At 66.7% G+C, this 16747-nt stretch carries 16 protein-coding genes; 8 read left to right on the top strand and 8 right to left on the bottom strand.

Annotated elements, in window-relative coordinates:
• The first annotated feature begins 42 nt into the window (after window positions 1-42).
• Window positions 43-1233, top strand: a complete 1191-nt coding sequence (locus BJQ90_RS10205; RefSeq protein WP_226760176.1) for a 4-hydroxybenzoate 3-monooxygenase — start codon at window positions 43-45, stop codon at window positions 1231-1233.
• Window positions 1234-1349: 116 nt separating this feature from the next.
• Window positions 1350-1742, top strand: a complete 393-nt coding sequence (locus BJQ90_RS10200) for a nuclear transport factor 2 family protein (RefSeq protein WP_226760175.1) — start codon at window positions 1350-1352, stop codon at window positions 1740-1742.
• A 63-nt stretch (window positions 1743-1805) separates the two neighbouring features.
• On the opposite strand, the gene BJQ90_RS10195 is transcribed toward BJQ90_RS10200, so the two are convergent.
• The 7 genes from BJQ90_RS10195 to purB all read right to left on the bottom strand — a co-directional run bounded on the left by BJQ90_RS10195 (window position 1806) and on the right by purB (window position 9317).
• Complete coding sequence (locus BJQ90_RS10195; protein WP_226760191.1) at window positions 1806-3578, bottom strand: ABC transporter permease; 1773 nt, start codon at window positions 3576-3578, stop codon at window positions 1806-1808.
• Window positions 3579-3616: 38 nt separating this feature from the next.
• Window positions 3617-4684 carry an ABC transporter ATP-binding protein gene (locus tag BJQ90_RS10190; RefSeq protein WP_226760174.1) on the bottom strand — a complete coding sequence of 356 codons (1068 nt, stop codon included), beginning with the start codon at window positions 4682-4684 and terminating at the stop codon, window positions 3617-3619.
• A gap of 107 nt (window positions 4685-4791) precedes the next feature.
• Entirely contained in the window at window positions 4792-5892 is a 1101-nt protein-coding gene (locus BJQ90_RS10185; protein WP_226760173.1) for an extracellular solute-binding protein, read from the bottom strand.
• Between the two features lie 232 nt (window positions 5893-6124).
• Window positions 6125-6559 carry an acyl-CoA thioesterase gene (locus BJQ90_RS10180; RefSeq protein ID WP_082492650.1) on the bottom strand — a complete coding sequence of 145 codons (435 nt, stop codon included), beginning with the start codon at window positions 6557-6559 and terminating at the stop codon, window positions 6125-6127.
• 58 nt (window positions 6560-6617) lie between these two features.
• On the bottom strand, window positions 6618-7121 hold the full coding sequence (locus tag BJQ90_RS10175) for a GNAT family N-acetyltransferase (RefSeq protein WP_226760172.1): 504 nt from the start codon (window positions 7119-7121) through the stop codon (window positions 6618-6620).
• A gap of 94 nt (window positions 7122-7215) precedes the next feature.
• The gene (locus BJQ90_RS10170; RefSeq protein WP_226760171.1) at window positions 7216-7878 is read right to left on the bottom strand and encodes a histidine phosphatase family protein; all 663 of its coding nucleotides are present in this window, start codon (window positions 7876-7878) and stop codon (window positions 7216-7218) included.
• On the bottom strand, window positions 7875-9317 hold the full coding sequence (gene purB, locus BJQ90_RS10165) for an adenylosuccinate lyase (protein ID WP_226760170.1): 1443 nt from the start codon (window positions 9315-9317) through the stop codon (window positions 7875-7877). Before purB ends, BJQ90_RS10170 begins: the two co-directional genes overlap by 4 nt.
• Before the next feature lie 162 nt (window positions 9318-9479).
• Here purB and BJQ90_RS10160 point away from each other — a divergent pair, with 162 nt between their 5' ends.
• Both BJQ90_RS10160 and BJQ90_RS10155 read left to right on the top strand, forming a co-directional pair.
• Window positions 9480-9836, top strand: a complete 357-nt coding sequence (locus BJQ90_RS10160; protein WP_226760169.1) for a hypothetical protein — start codon at window positions 9480-9482, stop codon at window positions 9834-9836.
• The gene (locus tag BJQ90_RS10155; protein ID WP_226760168.1) at window positions 9836-11275 is read left to right on the top strand and encodes a hypothetical protein; all 1440 of its coding nucleotides are present in this window, start codon (window positions 9836-9838) and stop codon (window positions 11273-11275) included. Before BJQ90_RS10160 ends, BJQ90_RS10155 begins: the two co-directional genes overlap by 1 nt.
• On the opposite strand, the gene BJQ90_RS10150 is transcribed toward BJQ90_RS10155, so the two are convergent.
• On the bottom strand, window positions 11226-11612 hold the full coding sequence (locus tag BJQ90_RS10150) for a phage holin family protein (RefSeq protein WP_226760167.1): 387 nt from the start codon (window positions 11610-11612) through the stop codon (window positions 11226-11228). The genes BJQ90_RS10155 and BJQ90_RS10150 overlap by 50 nt on opposite strands.
• An 84-nt stretch (window positions 11613-11696) precedes the next feature.
• Here BJQ90_RS10150 and BJQ90_RS10145 point away from each other — a divergent pair, with 84 nt between their 5' ends.
• From BJQ90_RS10145 to BJQ90_RS10130, 4 genes are all read left to right on the top strand, one after another.
• Window positions 11697-12815, top strand: a complete 1119-nt coding sequence (locus BJQ90_RS10145; RefSeq protein ID WP_226760166.1) for a histidinol-phosphate transaminase — start codon at window positions 11697-11699, stop codon at window positions 12813-12815.
• 147 nt (window positions 12816-12962) lie between these two features.
• Window positions 12963-14243, top strand: coding sequence for a pyruvate dehydrogenase (acetyl-transferring) E1 component subunit alpha (gene pdhA, locus BJQ90_RS10140; RefSeq protein WP_226760165.1), 1281 nt, complete (start codon window positions 12963-12965; stop codon window positions 14241-14243).
• A complete protein-coding gene (locus tag BJQ90_RS10135; protein WP_226760164.1) occupies window positions 14243-15223 on the top strand; it encodes an alpha-ketoacid dehydrogenase subunit beta in 981 nt (326 codons plus the stop codon). The genes pdhA and BJQ90_RS10135 overlap by 1 nt, the downstream gene beginning before the upstream one ends.
• A 38-nt stretch (window positions 15224-15261) precedes the next feature.
• Window positions 15262-16747: dihydrolipoamide acetyltransferase family protein (locus BJQ90_RS10130; protein ID WP_226760163.1), on the top strand; the 1486-nt coding region annotated here is incomplete at its 3' end.

Here is a 16747-nt window from a genome sequence, read left to right as displayed (position 1 = left end):
GGACGCCCCACAGTCCGGGCCCCGCAACGAAGCGAGGACAGCATGGCACAACGTAAAGTCATTACCACCCAGGTCGCGATCATGGGCGCGGGCCCGGCAGGGCTGATGCTCTCCCACCTGCTGGCCAAACAAGGAATCGAATCCACCGTGATCGAGATCCGCAGCCACAAAGAAATCTCCGAAACGGTCCGTGCGGGCATCCTGGAACACGGCTCGGTCAACCTGCTCGTGGACAGCGGCGTCTCGGACCGGGTCCTGCGCGACGGTGACCGGCACGACGGAATCGAACTGCGCTTCAACGGCGAGAGCCACCGGATCGACTTCCAGGACCTCGTCGGCGAGTCGGTCTGGCTCTACCCGCAGACCGACGTCTTCCTCGACCTCGCCGCCCGGCGCCAGGACGACGGCGGCGACGTCCGCTACAGCGTTACCGACACCACCGTCCATGACCTCGAGGGCAAGCCGAAAGTCTGGTTCACCGATGCCGAGGGCGTTGAATGGGAGCTGCAGGCCGACTTCATCGCCGGCGCCGACGGCTCCCGCAGCCACAGCCGCTTCCAGATCCCGGAAGCCCAGCGCAAATGGTACTTCCATGAGTACCCTTTCGCCTGGTTCGGGATCCTGGCCGAGGCACCGCGCAGCTCCGACGAACTCATCTACGCCAACTCCGAGAACGGGTTCGCCCTGATCAGCCAGCGCACCGAAACCGTCCAGAGAATGTACTTCCAGTGCGACCCGAACGAAGACGTCAACAACTGGAGCGAAGACCGGATCTGGGACGCCTTCCGCAGCCGGGTTAACGGCAACGGCTTTGAGCTCAAAGAGGGCCCGGTCATCGACAAGACCGTCCTGAAGTTCCGCAGCTTCGTGCACGCCCCGATGCGGCACGGCAAGCTGTTCCTCGCAGGCGACGCCGCGCACACCGTCCCGCCGACCGGGGCCAAGGGCCTGAACCTGGCGCTGCACGACGTCAAGGTGCTCTTTGAGGGGCTGGACAGCTTCTACAAGACCGGAAACACCGTGCTCCTGGATGCCTACAGCGACCGGGCCCTGGAGCGGGTCTGGAAGGCCCAGCAGTTCTCCTACTGGATGACCTCCATGCTGCACACCCCGGTCGACGGCGACGACTTCGCCCGCGCCCGCCAGCTCGGCGAGCTCAACTCCGTGGTGTCATCCCGCCACGGCCGGGCCTACCTCGCCGAGGCCTACACCGGCTGGCCGGGCGCCCACTAAGGCGCCCGCCCAAACTCCGGAAGGCGTGCATATTTCCATCGACAGGATCGGCGGCCAGGACTAGCCTTTAACCGTCCCAGCAAGACCCGACAAGGACGACGGAGAGGTGTCCGAACATGGGAACCGCAGAGAATGTTGAACTGGTCCGGCGGGGGTACGAGGCTTTCAACGCCGGGGATATGGCCACCCTCACCGAGGTGTTCGCCGCCGACGCCGTCTGGTACGTGCCCGGAAGCGGCGTGCTCTCGGGCACGAAGCAGGGCCGCGATGCCATCCTGGCCTACTTTGGCGAACTGGGCGCGCGCACCCAGGGTGACTTCCAGGCCAACGTGGAGGACATCGTCGGCGGGGAAAACCACATAGTCGCGATCCAGCAGACCCAAGGAAAGAACAACGGCAAGACCCTGGACATGGCCACCATCATCACTTTTGTGGTCCGCGACGGAAAGGTCACGGAAGGCCGGGAGTTCTTCGAGGACACGGCGAAGGCGGACGACTTCTGGGTCTAGCCGGCAGCCCGGGAAAGGGCGCCACGGGCCAGGTCAGGCACTCGGGCGCCACGCGGGCGCCGGTCAGGGCACCAGCGCGGGATCGGTGCGTGCTGCTTCCGCCAGGACCGGCGTCGGGTCCTGCTTGCCGCCGGCCCCGGTCTTTGCCTTTCGTGCCGGCTTCCGGCCCGCCCTGCCGTACACCAGATACATCGTCACTCCGGTGATGACCATAAGCAGCACCGTATAGACGAAGGTGTTGGACACCCCGTCGACGCCCTCCGCGCCATCGGTGTTGGCCTTGATGACCAAACCCAGTGGCTGGAACAGCGGGTGGGCCAGGAAGATCGCCGTGTCGTAGTCGTCCAGCATGCTGTTGAAGTTCAAGGCCGTGATGGCCGCCGCCGCCGGCAGCACGATCGGCAGCAGGATCCGGCGGAGGACGTACAGCGTCTTGGCGCCCATGATGGTGGCGGCTTCTTCGAGCGAGGAGTTGACCGAAGCGAAGGACGCCTTCAGCATCCGCAGGGTGAACGGGATCTTCACAGTCACGAAGGCAATCAGCAGGATGACCGTGGTCCCGGTCAGCACGGCGCCGCCGACCAGCGGGCTCGGGTGGTCATAGCTCAGGATCAGGCCCAGGGCCAGCAGGGCCGAGGGCAGGATCCACGGGATGTGGAGCAGGTATTCGAAGGCCGTGGTGACCCAGTTGCGGTATTTCTGCAGGAGCCGGGCCACGAACAACAGCCCTCCGACGGCGATCACGGCAGCCAGGGCGCTGTAAACGATGCTGATCACGAAGGGCCGCAGGCCCGAAGGCTGGGTAAGCACGCGAACGTAGTTGTCCAGTGTCAGGCTTCCCGGCGACAGCTGTCCGGTCTGGATCGCGGCGCCGTCGGCGAAGGAGAAGACAACGATCAGTACCACAGGCAGGGTGTACACGGCGAACAGCAGATAGGCCACGAGGTGGACGGCGGCGTTGGCCATGGGGTTGCGGATCTGCTGTTTTTGCAGCCCGGAGGAGACCTTTGACACCGAGAAATAGGTGCCGCCCTTTTCCAGCCGTGTCATGACGGCCAACATCAGGATGGTGGCCACGCCCAGGATGACGGCGAGCAGCGCGGCGAGGTCCCGCGACGTCGGACTGTTGGAAAACGTGAGAATCATGGGGGTGATGGTTTGGAACTCCCGACCGCCCAGGACCTGCGGGGCGCTGAGGGCACCGAGGCCGGTCAGGAAGGAGAGCACGGTGACGGCAAAAAGCGTCGGCTTGAGCATCGGCAGGACAATCCGCCGCAGGATCGTCCACGTGGAGGCGCCCATGTTCCGGGCCGCTTCGATGGTCTGGTAGTCCACCCCCTTGAGGGCATTGGCGACGAAGAGCATGTGGTTCGTGGTGGTGGCAAAAGTCATCACCGCCAGCACGGCGAAGAAACCGGAAAACCAGCCCGGGTCCAGGCCGGGAAGCAGCGACAGCAGGAATCCGGTGACAATCCCCTTGTCCCCGTAGATGAACTTGTAACCGGCCGCCAGCACAATGCCGCCGTAGATAAAGGTCGTGGCATAGCCGAGGAACAGGATCCGTGAGCCGCGGATCCTGAAGTACTGGGTGACCAGCACAATAAAGATCCCCACGACATTGACGGTGATCGACAGGGCGACTGCCAGCAGGAAGCTGTTGCCCAGTGATTTCATGGCCCGCTGGGAGGAGAAGAGCTTCTCGGCGGCCCGTCCGGAGAAGCTGCCGTTCGGGAAGAAGGTCTGGATCAGCACATTCGCATTGGGCCAGACGAGGAAAGCCGCGATGAACCAGGTCAGCACGATCCCGACAATCAGGACGGCGGGGGAGCGGAGCATGCTCCGGGTGCCCGCGCCGTTCGAGCCGCCGTCGCTGCTCACGGGCGGGCCGCTTCCTGCAGCCGGGCGCCCAACGAAGCGCCTGTTTCCGGGTGGTACTGCAGGACGTGCCGCGGCTGGACGTACACCGTCGCGTGGCTGCCGGTGCCGGGTTGGTCCCCGCCGTCTTCCTTGACGAGGAGCCGGACGTCGGAGCCGTGGCAACGCACGACGTACCGGCTGTGCAGCCCGTGGTAGCTCTTCGAGACGACAGTTCCCTGCATCGGAACGGCCGAGCCGTCGCCGCCGGCGGGTTCCAGGGACGCTTTCTCCACGCGGAGGTAGGAATTGGCCGTGGGGTCGAGGGAGTGGGGCGACTTCCGGTTCAGTTCGGCGAGAAAATCGCCGGTGAGGCGGGAGCTGTCGCCGATGAAATTGCAGACGAATTCGGTGGCGGATTCGTCGTAGATGCTTTGGGGAGTGCCAACCTGCTCCACCACACCGTTGTTGAAGACGGCCACCCGGTCGCTCATCGCCAGCGCCTCGTCCTGGTCGTGGGTGACGTAGACGGTGGTGATGCCGAATTCGCTCTGGAGGTCCTTAAGCTGCTGCCGCAGCTGGTGCCGGAGCTTGGCATCCAGATTGGAGAGCGGCTCGTCGAGGAGCAGGATTTTGGGCTGCAGGACAAGTGCCCGGGCGACGGCGACGCGCTGCTGCTGCCCGCCGGACAGCTCGGTGACATTCTTCCGCAGCTGCTCGTCGGACAGATCCACACGTCTGGCGATATCGCGGACGAGCCTGTCGCTCTCCGCCGGCTTTTCCTTCCGGACCCGCAGGCCGAAAGCGATGTTCTCCCACACGCTCATGCTGGGGAACAGGGCGTAGTTCTGGAACACCATCCCCACCTGCCGTTTGTCGCTCGGGAGCCGGGTGACCGGCTTGCCGTCGACGTACACCTCGCCGGCGGCCGGCTCAATGAACCCGGCCAGGGTGCGCAGCGCCGTCGTCTTTCCGCAGCCGGAGGGCCCCAGGAGAGTGAAGAACTCGCCCTGTTTCACCTCGAGATTGAGCTCCGGGATGGCGGTGAAGTCACCGAAGGTGACCTGGATGTTCTCGAAACGGATCATGGAACCCTGTCTTTCTGGCGGCTGGGCGGCTGGGCGGCTGGAGCGCGAAGGGCAGCGGCGGGCCGAGTGCGGCCGGCGTCATGGCCGGCCGCACTCGGGCGCACGGCTCAGCTCATGTATTCCAGTTCGATCTTTTCAACCCACGAACCCATGTTCGCCTGGACGAAACTCCAGTCGATGTCCTGCTGTTTGAGCGTGTTGAAGAAGTCGACGACCTCGGGCTTGGCCTTGGCAACGGCTGCCTTGTTGACCGGCATGGAGTTGAACTGCTGCGCCCACGCGCCCTGGGTATCGGCGCTGCCGAACCAGTCGATGAACTTCAAGGCCTCGTCCTTCTTGTCCGTGCCCTTGACCAGCGCAACCTGCTCGATGGCCAGCGGGACGCCGACAGACGGCATGACGGTCTCCACGTTGACCTTGAACGACTTCTCACGCTCGGCAATGATTGAGGACGGCATCTGGCCCATGTCGGTGTCTCCCGAGGCGATGCGGGCGAAGAGGTCGGTCTTCGCCACCGCCGGGGTGCCGTTCTTGAAGTACCCTTCAATCTGCTTCCAGCCCTCGTCCGAGATGCCCAGATCGCCGGCGTCGTCCTTGTAGCGCGTCAGGATGCTGGCGAAGACCAATTGTGCGGTCGCGGTTCCGAGGCCGGTGACGCGCTCGTAGCGGGACTTGAACCGGTCCTGCGTCCACAGGTCGGTCCAGTCCTTGGGGGCCTGATCCTTGCTGAACTTGTCCGAGTTGTAGCCCAGGAGGATGGCCTGCTGCACCAGCGGCCAGTACGCCTTGGTGGCGCCCTTGTCCCCCTTGGCGTCGTCGACCTCTCCGGACCAGGAGGGGGTGAACGGCTCAATCGCGCCGGCGGCCTTGATCTGCTCGAAGTACATGTTGTTCAGCCCGAACGCCACATCCGCAATCGGGTTGTTCTTCTCGGCAATCAGCTTGTTGGTGGCGTCGGCACCGCCCGCGCCCACGATTTCGATCTTGAAACCGGCCTCGGCGGCCTTCTGCGTCAGCCATTCGCCGCGTCCCTCACCATTGGAATTGGTGTAGACGATAAGTGTTTCCCCGGAGGGAGGACCGGAGGGGGCGGTGGCGGCGGTGCCGGCGGCTGGTTCAGACGGTGTGGGGGCTGCGGCGCCCGCTCCACAACCGGCAAGGAGGGCGACGGCGACGGCGCCGGCAACCAGGGTTTTCAATCTGCGCACGAGTGGGACTCATTTCTGAATGGGACCAGAGGGCAATATCCGGCCAGCCTATAGCGGCCCGAACCGAATTCTGAGTTAATGGCCATCAAATCGACTAATTAACTCTGCGGGGCCTCTAGTCTGGTCCACAAGCGGGAACGGCTGGCTTCCCGCGTGTTAACGGGTCGTGAATATCCGCCGCGGCGCCGCGGCCACCCATCCCGGCGCAGTGCGCCGCCGGTGCGGGCTGGACCTAGTCCTCCTCGAGCGTCTCCGTCAGGTGGTGCGTCGGGATCCGGTCCCGGTCGTAGGTGATCTCGGTGTACCCGTGGGGCGCGGGCTTGCCGTGCGGATCGAGGTTCACGAAGACGATTTCCTCGATCGTGAGGATGCTCTGCCGGGTGATCATGTTGCGGACCTCGGCGCGCATGGTCAGCGACGTCCGGCCGAAGCGGGTGGCAGTCAGCCCCATCTCGATCAGATCGCCCTGGACAGCCGAGCTGACGAAGTTGATTTCGGAAATGTACTTGGTGACGGCCCGGCCGTTGCCGAGCTGCAGGATGGCGTAGATCGCCGCTTCCTCATCGATCCATTTCAGCAGGCTCCCGCCGAACAGTGTGCCGTTGGCGTTGAGGTCTTCGGGGCGCACCCACTTTCGGGTGCGGAAGGTGATATCTGCCGGTTCCATAGTGCGAGATTAGCCGACGGCGGCGCGGCGGGTCTTGTGTGACGGGGGCGGACGTTCCTCAGGCCATGGCGGTGTGCGCCGCACTGTGCGAGTCGATGGCCTTCGCATAGCAATAGGAGTGCTCCACCCCGATGTACGGCCCGAAGTTCGGCACCGGCGCAAAGCCCGAGTTCTCGTAGAACTGCCGGCCGTCAGTCTGCACCGAACCGGCCTCCGCGGTGATGGAGGTGATCCCGAGGGAATGGGCATGTGCTTCCAGGGCCGCGAGGATGGAGCTGGCCACCCCGGAGCCGCGGGTGTAGGGAAGCACGTAGAGCCTCTTGATCTCGGCGGTCCGCGAGTCGAGGATCCGCAGGCCGCCGCAGCCCACGGGCTGCCCGGAGGCCTTGTCGTGGGCGACGAGGAACACGGCCGTGTCAGTCTCCGACGGCGGCGGGCCCGGTTCGTGGTCGCTCGTGCCGAAGCGGGCGTCGAGTTCGGCCTGCTGGGCCGCGCGGAGGTCCGCGCCCACGGGGTTGGCCCAGGTGACCTGCCGGATGTTGAGCCGCGGATTGGTCTGCATGGCTGCCTCGCTTCGCCGAAGGGTTATGCAGATTAAGCCTAGGCGGCGGCGGTTTCGGCCGTGTTTCCTGCGCGTTAGGGTTCGGAGAACTCAGCTACAGCGTGCGGCCGGTCGGATCCTCCGCCGTCGGATCCACGAGCGCCAGGCCACCCACGGGACTGTCGTCCCAGTGGATGAGCCGCCATCCGGCGTCGGGGTCCCCTTCGAGTGCGACGATCCCGGTGTTGGCGAGGACGTGGCGGGCGGCGAATCCTGCCTCCACATTGCCGGCCCGAAGGCCTGCCCAGACGCGGATCGCGGCGCCGTGGCTGACCACGGCGACCGTTCCGGCGTCGTCAGCGGCTGCGGCGATCCGCGCGATCGAAGCGTCGTAGCGCTCGAAGAACTCGTGCCCGCTGGGTCCGGCCGGCATCCTGCGGTGCAGTTCCCCTGCCGCCCAGCCAAACACGGTGCCGAGGTAGCGCAGGTGCGATTCCTTGTCGGTGAGCTTCTCCAGCGACCCGGCTTCGATCTCCCGCAGCCCCTCCATCACCTCGATCTCCAGGCCGCGGACGGTCGCGAGCGGGGTGGCCGTGATCTGGGTGCGGATCAGCGTGGAAGCGTAGAGTCGGCCGATCTGCTCATTCGCCAGGGACCGCGCCAGGGCAGCCGCCTGCCGCTCCCCGAGCTCGGTCAGCCCCGGACCCGGGTGGGCGGTGTCCAGCTGGCCCAGGACGTTTCCGGGTGTCTGACCGTGGCGGATGAGCAGGAGCCTCATGCGAGGTGGTCCACCAGCTTGTCCGCGATGCCGGTGTACTTGCCGGGGGTGAGTGCCAGCAGCCGCGCTTCGGCGTCCGCGGACAGGCCCAGGCTCTGGACAAATTCCTGCATCCGGGCCGCATCGACGCGCTGCCCGCGGGTCAGGTCCTTGAGCCGCTCGTAGGGGTTTTCCATACCTTCGACGCCGGCGATTGCCTCGGCGCGCATGACCATCTGGATGGCCTCGCCGAGGACTTCCCAGTTGGTGTCGAGGTCCGCGGCGAGCACGTCCTCAGCGACCTTGAGGCGGTCCAGGCCCTTGGCCACGTTGGAGATGGCGAGCAGCGAGTGGCCGAAGGCCACCCCGATGTTGCGCTGCGAGGAGGAGTCGGTGAGGTCGCGCTGCCAGCGGGAGGTGACCAGGGTGGAGCCCAGGACATCCAGCAGACCGGAGGAGATCTCCAGGTTGGCCTCGGCGTTCTCGAAGCGGATCGGGTTGACCTTGTGCGGCATGGTGGAGGAGCCGGTGGCACCCGCGACCGGGATCTGCACGAAGTAGCCGATCGAGATGTAGCTCCAGATGTCCGTGCAGACGTTGTGCAGGATCCGGTTGAACCGTGCGACGTCGGCATACAGCTCCGCCTGCCAGTCGTGGCTTTCGATCTGGGTGGTCAGCGGGTTCCAGCTCAGGCCGAGGCCCTCAACGAAGCTCCGGGCGACGTGCTGCCAGTCGGCGCCGGGGACGGAGGCGACGTGCGCCGCGTAGGTGCCGGTGGCGCCGTTGATCTTGCCGAGGTACTCGGTCCGGGCGATGCGGTCCAGCTGGCGGGTCAGGCGGTGCGTGACGACGGCCAGTTCCTTGCCGAGCGTGGTCGGGGTGGCCGGCTGGCCGTGCGTGCGTGAGAGCATCGGCACTGCGCGGTTGGCCTCCGCCATGGCGCTGATCTGTGCGACCAGGGCGCGTGCGGCGGGCAGCCAGACATCTTCCACGGCGCCCTTGATGCCGAGGGCGTAGGAGAGGTTGTTGATGTCCTCGGAGGTGCAGCCGAAGTGCACCATGGCGGTCAGGTGCTCGATTCCGATGCCGGGCAGGCGGCGGCCGATGTAGTACTCGACGGCTTTGACATCGTGCACAGTGACAGCTTCGATGTCAGCCAGTTCGCGCACGGAGTCGGCGTCGAATTCGGTGACGATGGCACGCAGCTTCTGCTGCTGCTCCGCGGTCAGTGCTGCGGCGCCGGGCAGCACCTGGTTGCCGGTCAGGTGGATGAGCCATTCAACCTCGACGGCGACCCGGTCACGGTTGAGGGCGGCTTCGGAAAGGTAGTCGACCAGCGGCGCGACGGCGGACTGGTACCGGCCGTCCAGCGGGCCGAGCGCGATCTGGTGTGAGGACGCGGCGAGGGCCAGGCGTCCGGACGGCGTGCGGGTATCGGCTGTGGCGGCAGTTTCAGGCATGGTCCGATTCTTTCACGAAGTCCCGCCGGGCCTTAAGCGCGCTGATCCATGTGACTTCCGGCCGGCTTTAAGCCCCGGTCTCCGTCCGGTTCTGCTGCCCGTTGTCCACATGGCTGAACAGGGAACTTCAGCTTGCCCGCCGGGGTCCCTAACGTCGGTGTTATGACCGCCGGAACAAGATCCAGCACGAGCTTCAACGGCACCAGCCCCAGCAGTGGTGCACCGGCCGATGCTTTGTTGGCCTCCGATGCCGCGGCATGCGCGTCGCGCGGCTACGAGGTCCAGCAGCTTGCCGCCCGCGTGGCCGCCTGCGCAGACCGCGCCGACGCCATGCTGGCCCAACTTGTCCGGGTGGAACTGCAGGGCTGGCAGTCCCCGGCCGGCCGGGCCTACCGTACGTCGCTGTCCCTGCAGGCCGCAGCCCTGAACCGGAGCCGGACGGCCCTGCAGGAGGCCGTTGCCGCGGTGCTGAGGCATGCCCGGAATGTGGGGATGTCCCCGGGACGGACGGGCTACTGATGGCCGAGGCCTCGCCGGCCGGCTCCGGGCCGGCACCGGTCCCCTCCGCCGGGACGGACGGGACGCTCCGGATCCGCGGCGGCGTAGGCGGGCTCAGCTTCCAGTTTGAGGAGTTGCTGGCGGGAGCTTCGGCCCTGGACGGGATCGTCCGGGAGTTGGCGGCCGTGGAAGCGGAGGCGGAGGGGGTGCACCGGGCGCTGTTCCCGTACCAGTCCGCCTCATACGCGAGCGGCAGCGATGCAATCATGGCCGTCGGTGAGGGAGCCCGGGCCCTCGGCAGCGTCCGGATGGAGCTGGAGCGTCTGTGCAGCGAGGTCCGGGGGAGCCATCGGGAGTACGAGTCTGCGGAGGCCCGGAACACCCTGCTCCTGCGGGTCGGCCGGACCGGTCCGGGGTACGGGCCACTGTGGAGACTGTTTGGCCTGCCGCCGATCACCGTGCGCGACGCGGTGGAGGACGGGATTTCCCTGGTGCCGTCGACGCTGGCGCTGCTTCTTGGCCTGCCGGCCGGCTTGGTCGCCGCAGGGGGGACGGCGGCCGGCGCGGCCGGCGTCCGCTCCACCATCCGCGGGTTGACGGCCGGGCCGGGCCTGGAGTTCCTGCGGCCCCGACCCGTCCGGATCGCCGGCAGGGAAACCCGGACGGAGCAAGTTGACGCCTCACCTGCTGGGCTGCTGTTGCGGGCCGAGGCCCTCGGCCGGAGCAGCGGGGACATCGAGGTACTCGAATTGGGGGAGGGCGGCAACCGCGCCTGGGTGGTGATCATTCCCGGGACGCAGCTGGACGGGCTGCCGCAGGGCACCAATCCCTTCGACGCGGGCGGCATCGCCGAGGGCCTGGGCTACGACTCCGCCGAAACCGGCGCGGCCATCCGTCGGGCCCTGGCGGAGGCCGGCGCGGAGGCGGGCGGCCAGGTGGCCGCCGTCGGCTACAGCCAGGGCGGGATCCATGCCATGAACCTGGGCCGGGACAAGGCATTCCTGGCCGACTACGAACTCAAGTTTGTGCTCACGGCGGGTTCCCCGGTGGGCGGGATCGAGCCGGCGGCCGGTACCGGCAGCCTGCATCTGGAGCATGAACAGGACTGGGTGCCCGGGGCGGACGGACGCCCCAACCCGGACACGAGGGACCGGGTGACCGTCACCTTGACCAGCCCGATCCCCGGACCCGAATGGCTGGCGCCCGGACTGGGGCCAGGCCACGACCTGGGCCGCTATGCCGACGGCGCCCGGCTCGTCGCGGCCAGCCCGGATCCGTCACTTCAGGCGTCAACCGCTGCCCTCGCGGCCGTGGTCGGCGCGGGCGGCACCGCCACGGTGACCCGATTCTCCCTGCGGCGTGAAGGGACGCCGTCGCGTCGGGGACTGCCCCAGGCCCGGCGCGGTGTTCCTAGCGGTCGAGTGCCGGGAGAAAGCTGGCCACGAGGGATACCGCGCTGATGATGAGGGCGGCGAACACCGCGGTCCACCAGAAGCTGTCAATGGTGAAGTGCACGGTGGTGTAGCTGCTGATCCAGGACGTCAGGTAGAGCATTCCCGCGTTGATGACGACCGTGAAGAGGCCGAGGGTGAGGATGGTGATCGGCAGCGAGAGCAGGCTGACGATGGGCTTGACGAAGGCGTTGACGAGGCCGAAGATCAAGCCGATGAACAGGTAGCCCAAAATGATGCTGACGGTGCCGTTGCCCGCGGTGGAAATATCCAAGCCGGTGAGGATCCAACACGCGATTGCCAGGGCCAGTCCATTGACGATGACTCGTACGATGAATGAGCGCATGCGCCCATGCTGTCACACGCCCCGCGACAGCGGCAGGGACCATATCCCCCTCTTGCGGCAGCGACCCGAAGTAGGCTGGTTGGCATGACTTCATCAGAGAACACGGCCGGGGGCGTCCGGCCCCGCCCGGTGGTAGACCTCCTTCCCCGCTACGCGGCCGGCAAACCGCCCGTCCCCGTCGAGGGACTGGTCAGCTACAAGCTTTCCTCCAACGAAAACCCGCTCCCCCCTATCCCTGCAGTGCAGCAGGCCATCGCGGCGCAGAACGACTTCAACCGCTACCCGGATCCGCTGAGCAGCAAGCTCCGGGCCGCGCTCGCGGGATTCCTCGACGTTCCCGCCGAGGACATCGTCACCGGCGCCGGAAGCCTCGGGGCACTGAACCAGCTGCTTTCCACGTTCGCCGGACAAAACGACGACGGCAAACCCGATGAGGTCATCTACGCCTGGCGCTCGTTTGAGGCGTACCCGATCTGCGTCGGCGTTGCCGGCGCCGAGAGCGTCCGGATCCCGCTGACCGCCGACGGCCGCCACGATCTCGATGCCATGGCCGAGGCAGTCACCGCGCGCACCCGGATGATCCTGCTGTGCACCCCCAACAACCCCACCGGACCGATCCTCACCGCCGAGGACACCGAGCGCTTCATCAAGCAGGTTCCCTCCGACGTCGTGGTGGTCATCGATGAGGCCTACCAGGAGTTCGTCCGCGACGAGCACGCCGTGGACGGCATCGCCATGTACCGGAAGTACCCCAACGTGGTGGTGCTGCGGACATTCTCGAAAGCCCACGGCCTGGCCGGGCTGCGGGTCGGCTACAGCGTCTCCCACCCCGATCTCACGCAGCACCTGCGCGTCACGGCCACCCCGTTCGCTGTCTCCCAGATCGCCGAAACCGCGGCCGTGACTTCGCTGGAGCACTTCGGTGAGGTTGTAGAAAGGGTACAAAGCCTCGTGGACGAACGAGACCGGGTCACCGCCGGACTGCGGGACCTCGGCTGGTTCGTACCCGAGGCGCAGGGCAACTTCGTGTGGCTCAACCTTGGTGCCGACAGTGCCGAATTCGCCGCCCTGGCGGGGGAGCGGGGACTCTCCGTGCGCGCCTTCGCCAATGAGGGCGTGCGGGTGAGCATTGGCGAGACCGAAGCCAACACCCGCTTCCTGGAACTCTGTGCAATCTATACAAAACCGCCACGGCGTTCCTAGCGCTTAACATGACGGCCGCGGCCAACCCGCTGCGGATAAAGTAAGGACGAGTAAGCCAAAATATATGCCAGACCGGGAATGTATTACCGGGCCGGCATATATCCCAGCGATTGCGACGCATTCGGATGCGGCAAGCAAGGAGACGGTATGGGCGCCACACATCTGCCCTCTACCGAGTTCGACGGAACCGACATTGAGGACCAGCTCGAGGCGGAAGCCGAAGCCCGTCTGGGCGATCCCGCCGAGCCGATGGTGCAGCTCCTCGCCCCGGACGGCACCCTCGGTTCCGACCCCGTTTTTTCGGAATACGCCCAGCGGCTTGACCCGGAGCAACTGCGGGGCTTCTACGCCGACATGGCCAGAATCCGCCGTTTCGACGTCGAGGCAACCGCGCTCCAGCGGCAGGGCCAGCTGGCGCTCTGGGTTCCGCTCACCGGCCAGGAGGCCGCGCAGATCGGCTCCGGGCGGGCCAGCCAGCCGCAGGACTACATCTTTCCTACCTACCGTGAGCACGGCGTCGCGCTGACCCGCAACGTGGACCTTGCCGAGCTGCTGCGGCAGTTCCGCGGCGTCTCCAACGGCGGCTGGAACCCCAAGGACACCAACTTCCATCTGTACACCCTGGTCCTTGCCGCCCAGACGCCGCACGCGGTGGGCTATGCGATGGGCATCCAGCGCGACCAGAAACTCGCGGCATCGGCCGCCATCGCGGACGGAGCAGCCGGCCAGCCTGTGGAGCCCAAGGCTGCCGTTATGGTTTACTTCGGCGACGGCGCCAGCTCCGAGGGCGACGTCCACGAGTCCATGGTGTTCGCCTCCTCCTACAAGGCCCCCGTGGTCTTCTTCTGCCAGAACAACCACTGGGCGATCTCCGTCCCCAGCTCCGTGCAGACCCGCATCCCGCTCGCCCACCGGGCCAAGGGCTACGGATTCCCCGGCATCCGGGTGGATGGAAACGACGTGATCGCAGTCCATGCCGTCACCGAGTGGGCCCTGGAACGTGCCCGCCAGGGCGAGGGCCCGGTGCTGATCGAGGCCTTCACCTACCGCGTCGGCGCGCACACCACGGCCGACGATCCCACCAAGTACCGGGAATCCGCCGAGGAAAGCCTGTGGCGGGCCAAGGATCCGCTGGAGCGGCTGGAAAAGTACCTCCGCGCCGAGGGACTGGCTGACGACGCTTTCTTCGAACAGGTCAGGGCCGACGGCGACGAACTCGCCGCCTACGTCCGCAAGACCACCTACGACCTCGAAACTCCGGACATCCGGAGTGCCTTCGCCAACACCTACGTGGAGGCCCACCCTCTGGTGGCCGAGGAGCTGGCCTGGTTCGAGGAGTACAGCGCAGGATTCGCCGGGGAGGCGTCCGCCGACCAGGCAACCGCAGACGAGGCGTCCGCCGCCCAGGCAGAAGGCACGGCCAACTGATGACCACCATGACCATTGCCAAGGCCATCAACGAAGGCCTCCGCGCGACGCTGAACACCCACCCCCGCGCCCTGCTTATGGGCGAGGACATCGGGCCCCTGGGCGGCGTGTACCGCGTCACCGACGGCCTGATCGCCGAGTTCGGCGCCGACCGCGTGGTGGACACCCCGCTTGCCGAGTCCGGCATCATCGGCACCGCGATCGGTCTGTCCCTCCGCGGGTACCTGCCCGTCTGCGAAATCCAATTCGACGGCTTCGTGTTCCCGGGCTTCAACCAGATCACCACCCAGCTGGCCAAAATGCATTCCCGCAGCAACGGCAACCTGACCGTTCCGGTTGTCATCCGGATCCCCTACGGCGGGGGGATCGGCTCGATCGAGCACCACTCGGAATCTCCGGAGGCGCTGTTCGCCCACACGGCGGGCCTGCGCATCATCACCCCGTCCAACCCGCACGACGCCTATTGGATGATCCAGCAGGCCGTCGACTGCCAGGACCCGGTGATCGTCTTCGAACCGAAGCGCCGCTACTGGCTCAAGGGAGAGGTCGACACGGAGTCGCCCGGAACTTCCGCTGACCCGTTCAAGGCCCACGTGCTCCGCGCGGGAACAGACGCCACCGTAGTGGTCTACGGACCGCTGGTGCCGGTTGCCCTGGCCGCGGCCAACGCCGCCGCCGAGGACGGACGCAGCGTTGAGGTGATCGACCTGCGTTCGATCTCGCCGATCGACTTCGACACCGTCACGGAATCCGTCAGGAAGACGGGCCGGCTGATCGTGGCCCACGAGGCCCCGACTTTCGGCGGCATCGGCGGCGAAATCGCGGCCCGGATCAGCGAGCGTGCCTTCCACTCACTCGAGGCGCCCGTCATCCGGGTCGGCGGCTTCCACATGCCCTACCCCGTGGCCAAGGTGGAGGAAGACTACCTCCCGGACATCGACCGCATCCTTGAGGCACTGGACCGTGCCCTTACCTACTGACCGCTTCCATTGAGGCGCCCTCTCCCAGCAAGGACAACATGACTCTCCACAAGTTCAACCTCCCCGATGTGGGCGAAGGGCTGACCGAGGCCGAGATCGTCGCCTGGAAGGTCAAACCCGGCGACACGGTGGCCATCAACGATGTCCTGTGCGAAATCGAGACCGCAAAATCCCTCGTCGAACTGCCCTCACCGTTCGCCGGCACCGTCACCGAACTGCTCGTCCCCGAGGGCCTGACCGTCGACGTCGGGACCCCGATCATCAGCGTGAGCGATGCAGTGGCCGCCGACGCGGCCCCGGCCCCCACCGCCGCGCCGGCCCCCGAAGCTCCGCTGTACGGAAAGCTGGAGGCTGACACCTCCGACGCCGGTGAATCGGCCGGGGGCCCGGCCGGCGGTCCGCTGGTGGGCTCCGGTCCCAAGGCCGACGCCGTCAAGCGCCGACGCCGGGTGGCCGCTCCGGCACCGACGCCGGCGGCTGCGGCAGGCTCCACTGCCGGGCCGGTCCCGCCGGCCGAACCTGTCGAGGCGCACGACATCTGGATCAGCCCGGAGGCCGTAGCCCATGCGGAGCGCCTGGCCCCATCGGAGAACATCGACCTGCGGCCCACCCTCGGCGGCGCCATCAGTGGCCTGGTCAGCAGGGTCCTGGCCAAGCCTCCCGTGCGGAAAATCGCCCGGGACCTTGGCATCGATCTGGCCGATGTCGTCCCGACCGGCGCCCGCGGCGAAGTGACCCGCGAGGACCTCGTAAGCTACCAGGCGCAGCGCGACGCCGAGGTGGACAAAGCGGATACCTTCTGGGGCAAGACCGGGCGCCCGCAGGAACAGCGGATCGAACGGATTCCGGTCAAGGGCGTCCGCAAGGCCACTGCGAAGGCCATGGTCGAGTCGGCCTTCGCAGCCCCCCACGTCAGCATTTTCGTCGACGTCGACGCCAGCCGGACCATGGAGTTCGTCAAGCGGCTCAAGACGTCCCGCGATTTTGAAGGCATCAAGGTCTCGCCCCTGCTGATCCTGGCCAAGGCGGTCATCTGGGCTGCGGCACGCAACCCCAGCGTCAACGCGACCTGGGTGGACAATCCGGACGCGAGCGACTCCGCCGAGATCCATGTCAAGCACTTCATGAACCTCGGAATCGCCGCCGCCACGCCGCGCGGCCTGATGGTCCCGAACATCAAGAATGCCCAGGATCTCTCGCTCAAGGAGCTGGCCCTGGCGCTGAACGACCTCGCTACGACCGCCCGGGCCGGTAAGACCCAGCCCGCGCAGATGCAGGGCGGAACCCTGACGGTGACGAACATCGGCGCCCTCGGGATCGATACGGGCACTCCGATCATCAATCCCGGAGAGGTGGCGATCGTGGCCTTCGGCACGATCAAGCAGAAGCCCTGGGTCCTCGACGGCGAAGTGATTCCACGCTGGATCACCACCCTCGGTGGTTCCTTCGACCACCGTGTGGTGGACGGCGACCTCTCGGCGCGCTTCATGGCCGACGTCGCGGCGATCCTGGAAGAGCCGGCCC

Origin of the sequence: Arthrobacter sp. SO3 (genome assembly GCF_020532825.1) — a bacterium.
Taxonomy (GTDB): domain Bacteria; phylum Actinomycetota; class Actinomycetes; order Actinomycetales; family Micrococcaceae; genus Arthrobacter.
This window is presented reverse-complemented; position numbering and strand designations above follow the sequence as displayed.

Excerpts from the sequence above, each read along its gene's own strand:
- BJQ90_RS10205 (WP_226760176.1), top strand. The coding sequence starts at position 43 with ATGGCACAACGTAAAGTCATTACCACCCAGGTCGCGATCATGGGCGCG.
- BJQ90_RS10200 (WP_226760175.1), top strand. The coding sequence starts at position 1,350 with ATGGGAACCGCAGAGAATGTTGAACTGGTCCGGCGGGGGTACGAGGCT.
- BJQ90_RS10195 (WP_226760191.1), bottom strand. The coding sequence starts at position 3,578 with ATGCTCCGCTCCCCCGCCGTCCTGATTGTCGGGATCGTGCTGACCTGG.
- BJQ90_RS10190 (WP_226760174.1), bottom strand. The coding sequence starts at position 4,684 with ATGATCCGTTTCGAGAACATCCAGGTCACCTTCGGTGACTTCACCGCC.
- BJQ90_RS10180 (WP_082492650.1), bottom strand. The coding sequence starts at position 6,559 with ATGGAACCGGCAGATATCACCTTCCGCACCCGAAAGTGGGTGCGCCCC.
- BJQ90_RS10175 (WP_226760172.1), bottom strand. The coding sequence starts at position 7,121 with ATGCAGACCAATCCGCGGCTCAACATCCGGCAGGTCACCTGGGCCAAC.
- BJQ90_RS10170 (WP_226760171.1), bottom strand. The coding sequence starts at position 7,878 with ATGAGGCTCCTGCTCATCCGCCACGGTCAGACACCCGGAAACGTCCTG.
- purB (WP_226760170.1), bottom strand. The coding sequence starts at position 9,317 with ATGCCTGAAACTGCCGCCACAGCCGATACCCGCACGCCGTCCGGACGC.
- BJQ90_RS10160 (WP_226760169.1), top strand. The coding sequence starts at position 9,480 with ATGACCGCCGGAACAAGATCCAGCACGAGCTTCAACGGCACCAGCCCC.
- BJQ90_RS10155 (WP_226760168.1), top strand. The coding sequence starts at position 9,836 with ATGGCCGAGGCCTCGCCGGCCGGCTCCGGGCCGGCACCGGTCCCCTCC.
- BJQ90_RS10150 (WP_226760167.1), bottom strand. The coding sequence starts at position 11,612 with ATGCGCTCATTCATCGTACGAGTCATCGTCAATGGACTGGCCCTGGCA.
- BJQ90_RS10145 (WP_226760166.1), top strand. The coding sequence starts at position 11,697 with ATGACTTCATCAGAGAACACGGCCGGGGGCGTCCGGCCCCGCCCGGTG.
- pdhA (WP_226760165.1), top strand. The coding sequence starts at position 12,963 with ATGGGCGCCACACATCTGCCCTCTACCGAGTTCGACGGAACCGACATT.
- BJQ90_RS10135 (WP_226760164.1), top strand. The coding sequence starts at position 14,243 with ATGACCACCATGACCATTGCCAAGGCCATCAACGAAGGCCTCCGCGCG.